Source organism: Microbacterium sp. HA-8 (assembly GCF_046111165.1).
GTDB lineage: Bacteria > Actinomycetota > Actinomycetes > Actinomycetales > Microbacteriaceae > Microbacterium.
Genome location: NZ_CP162025.1, coordinates 3102444 through 3116397, shown reverse-complemented (window position 1 = coordinate 3116397; position 13954 = coordinate 3102444). Strand labels below are relative to the sequence as shown.

Genomic DNA, 13954 nt, shown 5'->3' with positions numbered 1-13954 from the left:
ATGGTCTCCGAGCTCTACGACGCCGACGCCTGGGCTCCGGCCCCCGGCGCCGACGACTACACCGACATCACGGCGCACCTCTCGCCCGACGGCCGGATCGCCCGCATCGCGTTCGATCGTCCCGAGGTGCGCAACGCGTTCCGCCCGCACACCGTCGACGAGCTCTACGACGCCCTCGACCGCGTACGCCAGAACCCGCGGGTCGGCGTCGTCCTGCTCACCGGCAACGGCCCGAGCCCGAAGGACGGCGGATGGGCGTTCTGCTCCGGCGGCGACCAGCGCATCCGGGGACGGTCGGGCTACGAGTACGCCCCTTCGACGAGCTCAGGGGCCGAGTCGGTCGCCGAGTCGGTCGAAGCGCCCGCGCGCGCCGGCCGTCTGCACATCCTCGAGGTCCAGCGCCTCATCCGCTTCATGCCCAAGGTCGTCATCGGCGTGATCCCGGGGTGGGCCGCAGGCGGGGGGCACAGCCTGCACGTCGTGTGCGATCTGTCGATCGCGAGCGCCGAGCACGGCCGGTTCAAGCAGACCGATGCCGACGTCGGGTCGTTCGACGCCGGATACGGCAGCGCGTATTTCGCCCGCCAGATCGGGCAGAAGTTTGCGCGGGAGGTCTTCTTTCTCGCCGAGGAGTACTCGGCACAGCGCGCGTACGAGATGGGCGCCGTCAACCGGGTCGTGCCGCACGCCGAGCTCGAGCGCGAGGCGATCGACATGGCGCGCACGATCCTCACGAAATCCCCGACCGCGATCCGCATGCTCAAGTTCGCCTTAAACGCCGTCGACGACGGCATGGTCGGTCAGCAGGTCTTCGCGGGCGAGGCGACGCGTCTGGCCTACGGCACCGACGAGGCGGTCGAGGGGCGCGACTCGTTCCTCGAGAAGCGCGATCCCGACTGGTCGCCCTACCCGTGGCACTACTGACGCCCGTTCCGGGGGACCCCGCCGACCCGTCGGCGCTGCAGGCGGCGCTGATCCGGGCGATGGATGCCGCCGGTCCGCCGGTCGTCGTCGGCACCGACCCCGCGCGGATCGGCGCCCGCGACATCCCGCCCGGCACCGCTCTCGTCCTCGCCACGAGCGGTTCCACGGGCATCCCCAAACGCGTCGCGCTGACGGCGGACGCGTTGAGTGCGAGCGCACGGGCCACCGCCGGCCGGATCGGGGCGGGAGCGTGGGTGCTCGCGCTGCCGGCATCCCGGATCGCCGGCATCCAGGTGCTCGTGCGCGCCGCCCTCGCGGGTGCCCCCGTCGCCACCGTCGACCGGACCGGAGGTGCCGCGTTCGAGGCGGCGACGCGGCGGCTGCCGGGCGGCATCCCCGCCTTCACCTCCCTCGTGCCGGCACAGGTGCGGGGACTCCTCGAGACCGCCCCCGAGGCGCTCGCGCGCTTCGACGCGGTGCTCGTGGGCGGGCAGCAGACCCCGCCCGACCTTCTCGAGCGGGCGGCGGCCCGCGGGGTGCGACTCGTGCGCACCTACGGCTCCACCGAGACCGCGGGTGGCTGTGTGTACGACGGCACGCCTCTCGACGGCGTGCGTCTGCGCATCCGCTCCGGCGAGGTGCTGATCACGGGCGCCGTGCTCGCGACCGCATACGTCGACGATCCGGCCGGGTCCGCGCGGGCTTTCCCGACGCTCGACGACGAGCGCTGGTACCGCACCGGCGACCTCGGCTCCGTCGAGGGCGGGATGCTGCGCATCACGGGCCGAGCCGACAACGTCATCGTCTCGGGCGGCGTGAACATCAGCCTCGACCTCGTCGAGTCCGCGGTGCACACGGTGCCCGCACTGCGCGATGCCGTCGTGATCGGGGTCGCAGACGAGACATGGGGGGAGGCATCCGTCGTCGTGACGGCGGAGGGAGCGGCGCACGACCTCGCCGACGCCCGCGCCGCCGTGCAGAGCGCCCTCGGCGCGCCGGCGCGCCCGCGGGAGATCGTGCGGGTCGATGCGTTGCCGTTGCTGGCCTCCGGCAAACCCGATCGGGTGGCCCTGCGCGAGCGATTCGGCGGTCGCCGCCTAGGATGATCCCTCGTGGCAGGATCACCCGCGAAGAACCGCAAGAACCCCGGCAGCCGTAAGCGCACGGGCGGGCACCCCGCGGGTCGCCGTCCGGCCAAGACGGCGGTGCGGGTCACCCCCGCCACCGCGCGCGACTGGATCGGCGCGGCGCGGCTGCGCACCCTTCCGCTCGGGGTCGCACCCGTCGTCGTCGGCACGGCCGCGGCCGTGCTCGCAACGGGCGTGTTCCACTGGGTGATCGCGCTCGCCTGCCTCGCCGTGGCTGTCTGTCTGCAGATCGGCGTCAACTACGCCAACGACTACAGCGACGGCATCCGCGGCACCGATGACCACCGCGTCGGTCCCGCCCGCCTGACCGCCTCGCGCAAGGCGTCGCCTCGCGCGGTGCTGACGGTCTCGCTCACGTTCTTCGCGCTCGCCGCGCTCGCCGGCCTCGCCATCGTCATCCGCACCCAGCAGTGGTGGCTGCTGCTGGTCGGCGCGCTCTGCATCGTCGCGGGGTGGCTGTACACGGGCGGCAAGCGGCCCTACGGATACATGGCGCTCGGCGAGGTGTTCGTGTTCGTCTTCTTCGGCCTCGTGGCGACCCTCGGCACCACCTGGGTGCAGGCGCTCGCGCTGCCCCAGGAGTCCTGGTTCGCGGCGGTCGCGATGGGGCTGCTCGCCTGCGCGGTTCTGCTGGCGAACAACCTCCGCGACATCGACCAGGACCGCGCGGCCGGCAAGCGCACGCTCAGCGTGCTGATCGGACGTCGCGCCACGCAGGTGGTGTTCACCCTGTTCGTGCTCGCGCCGTTCGGGATCGCGGGATTCCTCGCGCTGTTCTACCCCGTGGCCTGGTTGACGCTGCTCGCCCTGCTCGCGGGGCTTCCGGCGATCCTGATCGTGTGGTCGTACCGCGCGCCGCGCGAGCTCGTCACCGCGCTCGCCCTGACCTCGCTGACCTCACTCGTCTACGCGGGGCTGCTGGCCTGGGCGCTCGTCGCCTGAGCGGCGCGGGGCCTCGGTCGCGGCATCCTCGACGTCTTCGTCCTGCGATGCGGTGGACTCCGACCTCCGGCGCTGCCGTTTCGCGGCCAGCTCGCCCGTCACGGCGTCGAGCGGCCTGCGCAGGAAGATCATCGACAGGCTCAGCCCGATGAGGGCGGCGAAGATCACAGCCAGCAGCCAGTTGTCGCGGAAGATCGGCAGCAGCATCATGAGGCCGAGCGGGACGAGGAAGGCCAGCAGCCGCAGCACGGTGTAGACGAGGACGGGCGGCAGGTTCACCCCTTCATTTTAGGCGCCGCACGCGCACGGCCCCTTCTCACCCGGGGACGCCTAGGATGGGCAGATGCCCCGCGTCCTGCTGATCCTGGCGGTGCTGGCGTTGGCGTTCTACGTCGTCAGCATCGTGGACTGCGCCGTGCAGCCGCCTTCGCGTCACCGCGGCGTGTCGAAGGGCGTGTGGCTCGCGATCATCGTGCTGCTGCCGGTCATCGGTGGCCTGCTGTGGTTCATCATCGGCCGTGGACGCAAGCAGGGCGCCGCCACCCGCCGGGCACCCGACGACGATCCGGACTTCTTGGGCAAGATCGGCACGATCTCGGATCAGGACGAGCGCATCCGCCGTCTCGAAGAGGAGCTCGCCCAGCTCGACGCCGAGGCCGACGACCCGCGCGACGCCCGCGCCGGCACGACGCCGGCCCCCGACGCCGAACCCGACGAGACCCCTGACCCCGACGGCGACGACCCCCGCGGTCCCCGCCGCGGCGCCATCGGCTGACGTGTCGGTCGTCGGCGGCGATCGGCCGCTCTCCGAGGCGAGCCCCGCCACGTGCGCCGCGGCCGCCCTGCTCGATGAGCTCGTCCGGCTCGGGCTCACCGACGTCGTACTCAGCCCCGGCTCGCGTTCGCAGGCGCTCGCGCTCGCGGCCGCCGACCTCGAGCGGCGCGGCGAGATCGCGCTGCACGTGCGCGTCGACGAGCGGGTGGCGGGCTTCACGGCTCTGGGCCTCGCGCGCGAGTCCCAGCGGCCCGTCGCCGTCGTGTGCACCTCCGGCACCGCCGTCGCCAACCTGATGCCCGCGGCCGCCGAAGCCCACCACGCCGGGGTGCCTCTGCTGCTGCTCAGCGCCGATCGCCCGCCCGAGCTGCGCGGCGTCGGTGCCAACCAGACCACCCGCCAGCCCGGCATGTTCGGACCCTGGACGCGGTTCGCGCTCGACGCACCCGTGCCCGAGGCCGACGAGGGCGACGCCCTGGCCGCGCAGACGGCGACCTTCCGTGCCATCGCCGTCGACGCCTACGTCGCGGCGGCCGGGGCGGGCTCCCGCTCCGCGGGTCCCGCCCACATCAATCTGCCCCTGCGCGAGCCGCTCGCGGGCGCGCTGCCGGATTGGTTCACCGCGCCCCGGCGCACCACCCCCGACGTCGTGGTCGACCCCGACGAGGGCTCCGGCGCTCTCTATCAGGGCGGCGGAGGAATCGGGGACGCGGATGTCGCCGACCCGCTCGAGCCCGACCCGTTCGTGCTCGAGCGGGGCCCGCGCACCGTCGTGATCGCGGGAGCCGATGCCGGGCCCGACGCCGAACTGCTCGCGCACCGGGGATCGTGGCCCCTCATCGCCGAGATCGTCAGCGGCGCGCGCTTCGGTCGCCTCGTCGTGCACGGATACCGGCGGCTGCTGGGCGATGCCGAGCTCGGCGGGCGCATCGAGCGTGCGATCGTCTTCGGCCGCCCGACGCTCAGCCGCGAGGTGGTGGCCGTGCTCTCGCGCGCCGACGTGCAGGTCATCGCCGTGCGCGGTCCCGGCGAGCGGCTGAACCTCAACGGCGTCACCGAGTCGGTGGATGCCGTCACCGCTGCCGCGGGGGATCCCGATCGCGACTGGCTCGGCGCCTGGATGAGCGCGTCGCGGGCGGGGATGGTCGATCTTGCGCCGGCCGCGCCGGATGTCGAGGGGCTGTCCTCGACCGATCCCGCCGAGCGTCTGCGCGCGGTGGATGCCGAGCTCGACGCCGTCCGCCGGCCGCTGGATCGCCCGGGCCTGGTCGACGCGGTCTGGCGTGCGAGCTGGCCGCACGATCGCCTGATGTTCGGCTCGTCGCGGCTGGTGCGCGTGGCCGACCAGCTGCTGCCGGGAAAGAAGGTGCCGGTACACGCCAATCGCGGCGTGGCGGGCATCGACGGCACGGTCGCAACCGCGATCGGCATCGCCCTCGCGAGCCAGCGCGACGGCCGGCCGGGTGTCACCCGCGTCGTGCTCGGCGACCTGGCGCTGCTGCACGACGTCGGCGCGATGCTGCTGCCCCCCGCCGAGGCCGAACCCCGGGTGCAGGTCATCGTCGGCAACGACGGCGGCGGCACCATCTTCGACGGGCTCGAGGTGGCCGCGCTCGCGGAGGCGAGCGTGCTCGATCGCGTGATGTACACGCCCCACGACGTGCGCCTCGAGCATCTGGCGCTCGCGTACGGATGGGAGTATCACCGGGTCACCACGCGCGCGGCGCTCGACCAGCTGCTGACGGCTCCCGTCGGCGGCCGGCAGCTCATCGAGGTGCCGCTGCCGCGCTGAGGGGCTCGTGCGGCAGGATGAGCGCATGATCGCCAAGAGCCAGCACAACTGGAGCGCCGACCCCGCCACCGTCCTGAGAGCGGGCGCGGGCTTCGTGCTCTCGGGCCGGGACCCGCAGTCCACGCCGGGGTACGAGGGCATGAAGGACGGCGGGCAGGCGGATCTCGCGTCCGGGCTGCTGGCGCTCGGCGAGTACCAGGAGCGGCTGTTCGCCGCCAGCCGCGGCGGCGCGCCCGACGCCGTCCTGCTCGTGCTGCAGGCGATGGATACCGCGGGCAAGGGCGGCATCGTCCGCCACGTCGTCGGCGGCGTCGATCCGCAGGGGGTACAGCTGGCCGCCTTCAAGAAGCCCACACCGGAGGAGCTCGAGCACGACTTCCTCTGGCGCGTGGAGAGGCGCGTGCCCGAGCCCGGCATGATCGGCGTGTTCGACCGCTCGCACTACGAGGACGTGCTCATCGGGCGGGTGCGCCACCTCGCCGATGAGGACGAGATCGAGGGCCGCTACGACGCCATCAACGCCTTCGAGGCGCAGCTCGTGGGCCGAGGCATCCGCATCGTCAAGGTGATGCTGCACATCTCCTACGAGGAGCAGGCGGCGCGTCTGCGGGAGCGGCTCGATCGTCCCGACAAGCACTGGAAGTACAACCCGGGCGACGTCGACGAGCGCGTGCGCTGGCCGCACTACATGTCGGCGTACCAGAGCGTCTTCGAGCGCACGTCGACAGACATCGCGCCGTGGTTCGTCGTGCCGGCCGACCGCAAGTGGTACTCGCGACTGGCGGTGCAGGCGCTGCTGCTCGACGCGCTCGAATCCATCGACCCGCAGTGGCCGGCCGCCGACTATGACATCGAGGCCGAGAAGAGGCGCCTCGCGGCGACGTAGCCCGCGGGCCTGCTCAGGCGAGCGCGTCGACGATCGGGCGGAACTTCACCCTCGTCTCGAGCAGCTCGGACTCGGGGTCGCTGCCGGAGACGATGCCGGCGCCCGCGTGGGCGTGCACCGGCCGTGTTCCCTCCGCATCGCTCTCGCCGAACTGCGCGCACCGCAGGGCGATCGCCCACTCGCCGTCTCCGGACGCGTCGATCCACCCGACGGGACCGGCGTACCGGCCGCGGTCGAAGGGCTCGAGGCGCGCGATCGCCGCCAGCGCTGCGGGAGTGGGGCTGCCGGCGACCGCCGCCGTCGGATGCAGCGCCCCGACGAGGTCGAGGGCCGAGGCGCCGTGCGAGAGTTCGCCCTCGATGTCGGTCGCCAGGTGCCAGACGTTGGGCAGCTTGAGCGTGAAGGGCGTCTCTCCCGAGGCGAGCGCGCTCGTGTGGGGCCGCAGCGCCGCGAGCACGCTGCGCACGGCGTATTGATGCTCGTCCTGGTCCTTCGCGCTCGTGGCGAGATCGAGGGAGGCCCGGATGTCGGTGTCGGCGTCTGCGCCGCGCGAGGCCGTCCCCGCCAGCACGCGGGCGGTGACGGTGCCGCCGGCGACGGTCACGAGGGTCTCGGGACTCGCCCCGATGAGCCCGTCGACCGCGAAGGTCCAGACATCGGGATACCCGCCCGCGAGGGCGCGGACGAGGCGGCGCAGGTCGGCGCCGGCGGGCACGGTGCCCTCGAGATCGCGCGCGAGCACGACCTTGGCGACCTTTCCCGCGCGGATCGCGCCGAGCGCCCCGCGCACGGCGCGCTGGTACCCCGGAGCATCGAGCGTGCCCGGCCCGAGGGTCGCCGACCAGTACTCGCCCCATGGCCGCGGCTGCGGGTCCGTCGCGTCCGCGTCGGGGCGACGGATCGTCGTGATCCACGAGCGACCGTCCCGGCGTCCGACGATGACCTCGGGCACGATGATCGTGCTCGTGGATGCCGAGCCGTCGGCGAAGGCGAGCGCGCCGAAACCGACGAGGCCGGTGCCCGGAAGTCCCACCTCGTCGTGCACGTCCGCGGCCGCGGCGAGAGCGCGCCACGCCTCGGCGAGGGCCGCGGAGCGCGTGCCGCTGTCGGGTTCGGGGCGACGCCCCCCGACCTCGAGGGCCGCGAGCATGCCGATGCCCACGAATCCGTCGCCGCGGCGCTGCCAGACCAGGGGATCGGCGGGGCTGGCGTAGGCCAGGATGTCTTCGATCGGGTCGACCTCGCGGGTGTGGACCACGAGCCGGCGCACACGGGGCGGGGCGGGCGGGGTCACCTCTCCAGCCTAGACTCGCACCGTGATAGCTCGGCCCGCCGTGGGAACGCGGCTCTTCTTCCGCTGGCGCAAGTGGGACGGCGGCGTGCACTGGCTGCACGAGTGCGTGTACCTCGGCGCCGATGCGCACGGCGACTGGTTCGGGCAGCGCGCGGGCTGGCGGAGTGTGCGGCCCGGTCGGGACGTGGTCGCCCCGCACGACAACGTCACGCTGCTGCCGCCCGCGGGCGATCACGCCCTGACGATGAACGCACCCCCGCACCGCACCCGCGTCTACATCGATCTCGCCTGGGACGTGCGCTGGGCGCCCGTGGCCTCCGGCATGGGGGAGTACGAGCCCTCGGGCATCGACATGGACCTCGACGTCGTCGACCACGCGGAGCGCGGCATCTGGATCGACGACATCGACGAGTGGGAGGAGCACCGCGTGCGCTACGGGTATCCGCTCGACATCGTCGAAGCCCTCGAGCGCCGCGCCGCCGATCTCGAGCGGCGCGTCCGCGACCACGAGGCGCCCTTCGACCCTGCGACGGCCGGGCGGTGGCTGGCAGCCCTCGCCGCCCTCGAAGATCGCGCGCCTAGACTCGACGGGTGATGACCGACCAGCCGAACCGCGCCGATCTCGGCAAGGACCCGTCGCGTGTGAGCGGCATGTTCGACACCGTCGCCACCCGGTACGACACGACGAACACCGTGCTGAGCCTGGGCAACGATCAGCTGTGGCGGATCGCCACGACTCGAGCGGTCGACCCGCGTCCCGGCATGAGCATCCTCGATCTCGCCGCGGGGACGGGGGCATCGTCGGTCGCCCTCGCCCGCAGTGGCGCGCGGGTGACCGCCGCCGACTTCTCGCCGGGGATGATCGCCGAGGGCAGGCGGCGTCACGGCGGCATCCCGAATCTGTCGTTCACCCAGGCCGACGCGACGGCACTGCCCTTCGGCGACGACGAGTTCGACGTCGTGACGATGTCGTTCGGGCTGCGCAACGTGATCGATCCGAAGAAGGCGCTCGCCGAACTGCTGCGGGTGACCAAACCCGGCGGGCGCCTGGTGGTCTGCGAGTTCTCGCACCCCCCTCAGCCGGCCTTCGCGAAGCTCTACGGCTTCTACAACGACCGGGTGCTGCCGCTGGTCGCGCGGGTCGTGAGCTCGAACGCCGACGCGTACCAGTACCTGAACGAATCGATCAAGGACTGGCCCGACCAGCGCACACTCTCGGCGTGGATCCGCCAGGCCGGGTGGTCGGCCGTCGCGCACCGCAACCTCTCGTTCGGAATCGTCGCCCTGCACCGCGCGGTGAAACCCGCCGGTAGGCTGGACGGGTGACCCCGAGCCCCTCTGCGCCGGGCTCGCACCTGGCGAGCCGACTCGGTCTGACCGAGCGCGTCTTCGCGGGTCCGCGCGCCCGCAAGCTCCTCTCGCGCGTCGAGGACGGCCTCGAGGCGGTCGAGGCCGCGCTCGCCGACGAACTGCGCGTCTCGGACGCGCTCGCCGACACCACCAGCCGGTATCTCTACGAGGCCGGCGGCAAGCGCATCCGTCCGATGCTCACCCTGCTGACCTCGCAGCTCGGCGACGGGGCGACCGTGCGGGTCGTGGAGGGCGCCGTGGCGCTCGAGATGACACACCTCGGTTCGCTCTACCACGACGATGTGATGGACGGTGCGGACGTGCGCCGCGGGGTGCCGAGTGCACACGCGGTCTGGGGCAACAACGTCGCGATCCTCACGGGCGACCTGCTCTTCTCCCGTGCGAGCCAGATCATGGCGCGGCACGGCGAGCGCGCCATCCAGCTGCAGGCCGACACGTTCGAGCGGCTCGTGCTCGGCCAGATGCACGAGACCGTGGGCGCCCAGGCGGGCGATGACCCGGTCGCGTTCTACCTGCAGGTGCTCGCCGACAAGACCGGCTCGCTCATCGCCGCGGCCGCCCAGACCGGTGTCGTCTTCTCGGGCGGCCCCGCCGAGTTCGAAGAGCCGATGCGCGTGTTCGGCGAGAAGATCGGCGTCGCGTTCCAGCTGCTCGACGACGTCATCGACCTCTCGGCCGACGCAGACGAGACGGGCAAGGTGCCCGGCACCGATCTGCGCGCCGGCGTTCCGACCATGCCCTACCTGCTCCTCGGCGAGCGCGAGGACTCGGCATCCATCGCCCTGCGCACCCGCATCGACGAGGGCGTCGCCCGCATCGCCGACGGCGCCGATCCCGCCATCCTCGACGACGATCTCGCACAGCTGCGCGAACACGACGCCACCGCGGCGACGCTGCGCCTCGCGCACGAGTGGTCAGACCATGCGGTCGCCGCCCTCACGCCCCTGCCGAGCGGTCCGGTTCGCGAGGCGCTCACCCGATTCGCCGAGGTCGTCGTCGACCGCAGCAGCTGAGCCTTCGACAGGCTCAGGGCGCGACCCCGCGCCGCTCGATCCGAAAGGAATCCTCCGTGACCAGACTGAGGCTGGCCATCGTCGGCGCCGGACCCGCGGGCATCTACGCCGCCGACATCCTGCTCAAGGCCGAGCGCGAATTCGACGTGTCGATCGACCTGTTCGAGCAGCTGCCCGCTCCCTACGGTCTGGTGCGCTACGGCGTGGCCCCCGATCACCCGCGCATCAAGGGCATCATCACGGCGCTGCGCGAGGTGCTCGACCGCGGCGACATCCGCCTGTTCGGCAACGTGCGCTTCGGACAGGACATCACCCTCGACGATCTCAAGCGCCACTACAACGCGGTGATCTTCTCGACCGGAGCGATCCGCGACACCGACCTCGATATCCCCGGAATCGACGCCGCGGGCTCGTACGGTGCCGCGGACTTCGTGAGCTGGTTCGACGGCCACCCCGACGTTCCTCGCACGTGGCCGCTCGAGGCGGAGTCGGTGGCCGTGGTCGGAAACGGCAACGTCGCCCTCGACATCTCGCGCATGCTCGCCAAACACGCCGACGACCTGCTGCCCACCGAGGTTCCCGACAACGTCTACCAGGGCCTGAAGGCATCGCCGGTCACCGACGTGCACGTCTTCGGCCGTCGCGGCCCCGCGCAGGTCAAGTTCACCCCCCTCGAGCTGCGGGAGCTCGGCGAACTGCGCGATGTCGACATGGTCGTCTACGACGAGGATTTCGACTACGACGAGGCTTCCAAGGCCGCGATCGCGAGCAACAAGCAGGTCATGGTCATCGACCGCGTGCTGCAGTCGTGGCGCGCCAGGGACTCGGTCAACAACACCGGCGGCACAGCATCCCGTCGTCTGCACCTGCACTTCTGGGCGAAGCCGGTGGAGGTCACGAAGGATGCCGAGGGTCGGGTGTCGTCGTTCGTGTACGAGCGCACGCGGCCCGACGGCGAGGGCGGGGTCACCGGCACCGGCGAGCTGCGCGAGGTGCCCATCCAGGCGATCTACCGTGCCGTCGGCTACTTCGGGTCGCCGTTGCCCGGGGTGCCGTTCGACAAGCGGCACGGCGTCATCCCCAACCACGAGGGCCAGGTGCTGCGCAAGGACTCCAACGAGCGCGTGCCCGGCGTCTACGCGACGGGCTGGATCAAGCGGGGCCCGGTGGGACTGATCGGACACACCAAGTCCGACGCGATGGAGACCGTGCGGCACCTGATCAACGACCAGGGGTCGTGGTGGCAGCCCGAGGATCCGTCGGAGCCGGCGATCCCCGAGCTGCTGGCCTCGCGCGGCATCGCGTGGACCGACCTCGAGGGCTGGCACCGCCTCGACGAGCACGAGGTCGCGCTGGGCGCGCCGCACGAGCGCGCCCGCATCAAGGTCGTCCCGCGCGACGAGATGGTGCGCGTCTCGCGGGGCGAGTGAGGCGGGTTAGCCTGGCGGTGTGAACCGCGAGACCTGGATCCCCGACATCCTCGGGACCGGGTTCGAGCAGCGGATGCTGCCTCTCGGCACCGATGACGAGGGCGATGTCGTCGCGACCCTCGTGCGGGCGCTGCCGGGGCGCGGGCGTCTCGGGGCCGTGTTCGGCGACCGGCGCCCGCTCGCCGACGTCGACGTGCTGTACGTGCACGGGTGGTCGGACTACTTCTTCCAGCGACGGCTGGGGCGGTACTTCACGGAACGGGGTGCGCGCTTCTTCGCGCTCGATCTGCGCAAGTACGGCCGGTCGCTGCGGCCGGGACAGACGCCGGGGTACGTCAACGATCTCGCCGTCTACGACGCCGACATCGCCGCCGGGTTGACGGCGATGGGGCGCGGGATGGAGCCCGGGCCGACGGCGCGTCGCCTGGTGCTGCTCGGGCATTCCACGGGCGGGCTCATCCTCAGTCTGTGGGCGCACCGGCACCCCGGCGTGGCGTCGGCGGTGATCCTGAACAGCCCATGGCTGGAGTTCCAGCTGAGCGGCATCACCCGGGCGGCCGTCGCGCCCCTCGTGGGGCTGCAGGCGCGGATGCGGCCCCTGGATGTCGCCCCGCAGGTCGATCTCGGCTTCTACTCGCGCGCGCAAGCCGAGGCGGCGGATCCCGACGATCCCGTCGAGGTGAATCCGCAGTGGCGGCCGGAGCACTCGATGCCGGTGCACGCGGGCTGGCTGAACGCGGTGCTCCTCGGCCACGCCCAGGTCGCGGCGGGCCTCGCGATCGAGGCGCCCGTGTGCGTGCTGCTCTCGGCGCGCAGCGCCGTTCCGACACGGTGGTCGGACGAGCTCACGCGTGCCGATTCGGTGCTCGTGGTCGACGACATCGCACGGGCGGCGCTGCGTCTGGGCCCGTCGGTCACGGTGGAGCGGATCACGGGGGCGCTGCACGATGTGTTCCTCTCGCGGCCCGAGCCTCGGCGGCAGGCGTACGCCCGTCTGGACCGCTGGGTGTCCGGTTTCGTGGCCCGGCGCTGACGGCTTGCACGGGCGCGGGGCGATACGTTGGGCGTCATGAGCATGGATCCGGCGCCCGCAGCCACCGTCGCGCGTCGGTGGGGTCTCGCGAGCGTCATCACGATGGCCGTCGGGCTGCTGCCGAGCGTGATCGTGCTGCTGCTCGCGGTGACCGTCTCGCCCGAGGCGCCGTGGCTGTTCTTCTTCACCTTCCCGATGGCGATGATGTTCGCGGTGATCGCGGGTCTGCTGGGCGTGGTGGGGCTGTTCTTCGCCGTGCGCCGAGGTGCGGGCTTCGGCTGGCCCGTCGGAGGTCTCGTCTTCGCCCTGCTCGTCGTGCTCGGGATCGTCGGGCTGTTCGCCGGCTGGTTCGGCTGAGCGCTGCGCTCAGCCCACGGCCGGATTCGCCGGTGCGATGGTGGTGCGCGCCATCATCGTGGTGGGGTCGTCGAGGGCCGCGAAGCCGTACTGAGCATAGAGTCCGTGCGCATCGCCGGTGGCGAGCAGAATCCGCTTCAGACCGAGCGGCTCGAGGTCGGCTACGACGCCGGCGATGAGCTGCTTGCCGACGCCCGTTCCCCGCACCCGCGGGGATACGAAGACGTCACACAGCCACGCGAAGGTCGCTGCGTCCGTGACGACACGGGCATACGCGACCTGTTCGCCTGAGTCGCGCTCGAAGACGCCGTAGTTGCGCGAGGCGTCGATCGCAGCATCCTGAACCTCACGCGTACGTCCGAGAGCCCAGTAGGCCTGCTCGCTGAGCCAGCCGTGAACGCGGGCGCGGTCGATGGCGGCTCGGGAGTCGGAGAACACGTACCCGGCCGCCACGACGCGGCTCAGCGGTAGTTGATGAACTGGAGGTCGACGTCGAGGTCGGCGGCCTTGAGTACGCGGATGACCTCTTGCAGGTCGTCGCGGCTCTTGGACTGCACGCGCAGCTCGTCTCCCTGGATCTGCGACTTGACCGACTTGGGCCCCTCGTCGCGGATGATCTTGCCGATCTTCTTGGCGTTCTCCTGCGAGATGCCGTCCTTGATGGAGGAGACGATGCGGTACTCCTTGCCGCTGGCGAACGGTTCGCCCGAGTCGAGGCTCTTCAGCGAGATGCCCCGCTTGATGAGCTTCGACTGGAACACATCGAGCACCGCCTTGGCGCGCTCCTCGCTGCTCGCCTTGATGAGCACCTGCTCACCCGACCATTCGATCGAGGCGCCCGTGCCCTTGAAGTCGTAGCGCTGCTCGATCTCTTTGCGGGCCTGGTTGAGGGCGTTCTCGGCCTCCTGGTGGTCGACTTTGCTGACGATGTCGAAGCTCGAGTCGTTTGCCATTCTGCAATTCTAGCCAGTGGCGTTCAGTGCGACGCG

16 protein-coding genes are annotated in these 13954 nt (G+C 71.8%); 12 read left to right on the top strand and 4 right to left on the bottom strand.

The features are described from left to right. Genes AB2L57_RS14835 through AB2L57_RS14825 form a run of 3 tightly spaced genes read left to right on the top strand, consistent with a single transcriptional unit; the run spans position 1 to position 3014 of the window. Entirely contained in the window at positions 1-924 is a 924-nt protein-coding gene (locus tag AB2L57_RS14835) for a 1,4-dihydroxy-2-naphthoyl-CoA synthase (RefSeq protein ID WP_409047460.1), read from the top strand. Beyond that, positions 912-2030 carry an AMP-binding protein gene (locus AB2L57_RS14830; protein ID WP_409047459.1) on the top strand — a complete coding sequence of 373 codons (1119 nt, stop codon included), beginning with the start codon at positions 912-914 and terminating at the stop codon, positions 2028-2030. Before AB2L57_RS14835 ends, AB2L57_RS14830 begins: the two co-directional genes overlap by 13 nt. 6 nt (positions 2031-2036) lie before the next feature. Further along, positions 2037-3014: a 1,4-dihydroxy-2-naphthoate polyprenyltransferase gene (locus AB2L57_RS14825; protein WP_292810914.1), complete on the top strand. Its 978-nt coding sequence runs from the start codon at positions 2037-2039 to the stop codon at positions 3012-3014. On the opposite strand, the gene AB2L57_RS14820 is transcribed toward AB2L57_RS14825, so the two are convergent. Then, positions 2970-3293, bottom strand: a complete 324-nt coding sequence (locus AB2L57_RS14820) for a DUF4229 domain-containing protein (protein WP_292810916.1) — start codon at positions 3291-3293, stop codon at positions 2970-2972. The two genes, AB2L57_RS14825 and AB2L57_RS14820, sit on opposite strands and share 45 nt — an antisense overlap. A gap of 64 nt (positions 3294-3357) precedes the next feature. Here AB2L57_RS14820 and AB2L57_RS14815 point away from each other — a divergent pair, with 64 nt between their 5' ends. From AB2L57_RS14815 to AB2L57_RS14805, 3 genes are read left to right on the top strand one after another with little or no spacing between them, the layout of a single operon-like run. Continuing rightward, complete coding sequence (locus AB2L57_RS14815; RefSeq protein WP_292810919.1) at positions 3358-3789, top strand: PLD nuclease N-terminal domain-containing protein; 432 nt, start codon at positions 3358-3360, stop codon at positions 3787-3789. A 1-nt stretch (position 3790) separates the two neighbouring features. Then, complete coding sequence (gene menD / locus AB2L57_RS14810) at positions 3791-5581, top strand: 2-succinyl-5-enolpyruvyl-6-hydroxy-3-cyclohexene-1-carboxylic-acid synthase (protein WP_292810921.1); 1791 nt, start codon at positions 3791-3793, stop codon at positions 5579-5581. A gap of 25 nt (positions 5582-5606) precedes the next feature. Continuing rightward, positions 5607-6467 (top strand): PPK2 family polyphosphate kinase, encoded by an 861-nt coding sequence (locus AB2L57_RS14805; RefSeq protein ID WP_292810923.1) that lies wholly within the window; start codon positions 5607-5609, stop codon positions 6465-6467. A 13-nt stretch (positions 6468-6480) separates the two neighbouring features. Here the strand turns inward: AB2L57_RS14805 and AB2L57_RS14800 are convergent, their stop codons facing one another. After that, positions 6481-7761, bottom strand: coding sequence for an isochorismate synthase MenF (locus AB2L57_RS14800; protein ID WP_409047458.1), 1281 nt, complete (start codon positions 7759-7761; stop codon positions 6481-6483). 22 nt (positions 7762-7783) lie between these two features. On the opposite strand from AB2L57_RS14800, the gene AB2L57_RS14795 reads away from it, so the two are divergent. The 6 genes from AB2L57_RS14795 (at position 7784) to AB2L57_RS14770 (ending at position 12965) form a co-directional block, all read left to right on the top strand. Beyond that, positions 7784-8356 carry a hypothetical protein gene (locus AB2L57_RS14795; RefSeq protein WP_409047457.1) on the top strand — a complete coding sequence of 191 codons (573 nt, stop codon included), beginning with the start codon at positions 7784-7786 and terminating at the stop codon, positions 8354-8356. Further along, a complete protein-coding gene (gene ubiE, locus AB2L57_RS14790) occupies positions 8356-9087 on the top strand; it encodes a bifunctional demethylmenaquinone methyltransferase/2-methoxy-6-polyprenyl-1,4-benzoquinol methylase UbiE (RefSeq protein ID WP_409047456.1) in 732 nt (243 codons plus the stop codon). The genes AB2L57_RS14795 and ubiE overlap by 1 nt, the downstream gene beginning before the upstream one ends. Further along, a complete protein-coding gene (locus AB2L57_RS14785) occupies positions 9084-10145 on the top strand; it encodes a polyprenyl synthetase family protein (protein WP_409047455.1) in 1062 nt (353 codons plus the stop codon). The genes ubiE and AB2L57_RS14785 overlap by 4 nt, the downstream gene beginning before the upstream one ends. Before the next feature lie 56 nt (positions 10146-10201). Beyond that, entirely contained in the window at positions 10202-11575 is a 1374-nt protein-coding gene (locus AB2L57_RS14780) for an FAD-dependent oxidoreductase (protein ID WP_409047454.1), read from the top strand. Between the two features lie 73 nt (positions 11576-11648). Further along, on the top strand, positions 11649-12608 hold the full coding sequence (locus AB2L57_RS14775; RefSeq protein WP_292810945.1) for an alpha/beta hydrolase: 960 nt from the start codon (positions 11649-11651) through the stop codon (positions 12606-12608). Between the two features lie 36 nt (positions 12609-12644). Then, positions 12645-12965 carry a hypothetical protein gene (locus AB2L57_RS14770; RefSeq protein ID WP_292810936.1) on the top strand — a complete coding sequence of 107 codons (321 nt, stop codon included), beginning with the start codon at positions 12645-12647 and terminating at the stop codon, positions 12963-12965. Positions 12966-12974: 9 nt separating this feature from the next. Here the strand turns inward: AB2L57_RS14770 and AB2L57_RS14765 are convergent, their stop codons facing one another. Continuing rightward, entirely contained in the window at positions 12975-13418 is a 444-nt protein-coding gene (locus AB2L57_RS14765) for a GNAT family N-acetyltransferase (RefSeq protein WP_292810938.1), read from the bottom strand. 8 nt (positions 13419-13426) lie between these two features. Continuing rightward, positions 13427-13918, bottom strand: a complete 492-nt coding sequence (locus AB2L57_RS14760) for a YajQ family cyclic di-GMP-binding protein (RefSeq protein WP_292810941.1) — start codon at positions 13916-13918, stop codon at positions 13427-13429. Positions 13919-13954: the final 36 nt, after the last annotated feature.

Bases quoted from the DNA above. Each gene is read 5' to 3' on its own strand.
- ubiE (WP_409047456.1), top strand. From the start codon at position 8,356: ATGACCGACCAGCCGAACCGCGCCGATCTCGGCAAGGACCCGTCGCGT.
- AB2L57_RS14775 (WP_292810945.1), top strand. From the start codon at position 11,649: ATGCTGCCTCTCGGCACCGATGACGAGGGCGATGTCGTCGCGACCCTC.
- AB2L57_RS14835 (WP_409047460.1), top strand. From the start codon at position 1: ATGGTCTCCGAGCTCTACGACGCCGACGCCTGGGCTCCGGCCCCCGGC.
- AB2L57_RS14805 (WP_292810923.1), top strand. From the start codon at position 5,607: ATGATCGCCAAGAGCCAGCACAACTGGAGCGCCGACCCCGCCACCGTC.
- AB2L57_RS14815 (WP_292810919.1), top strand. From the start codon at position 3,358: ATGCCCCGCGTCCTGCTGATCCTGGCGGTGCTGGCGTTGGCGTTCTAC.
- AB2L57_RS14770 (WP_292810936.1), top strand. From the start codon at position 12,645: ATGAGCATGGATCCGGCGCCCGCAGCCACCGTCGCGCGTCGGTGGGGT.
- AB2L57_RS14760 (WP_292810941.1), bottom strand. From the start codon at position 13,918: ATGGCAAACGACTCGAGCTTCGACATCGTCAGCAAAGTCGACCACCAG.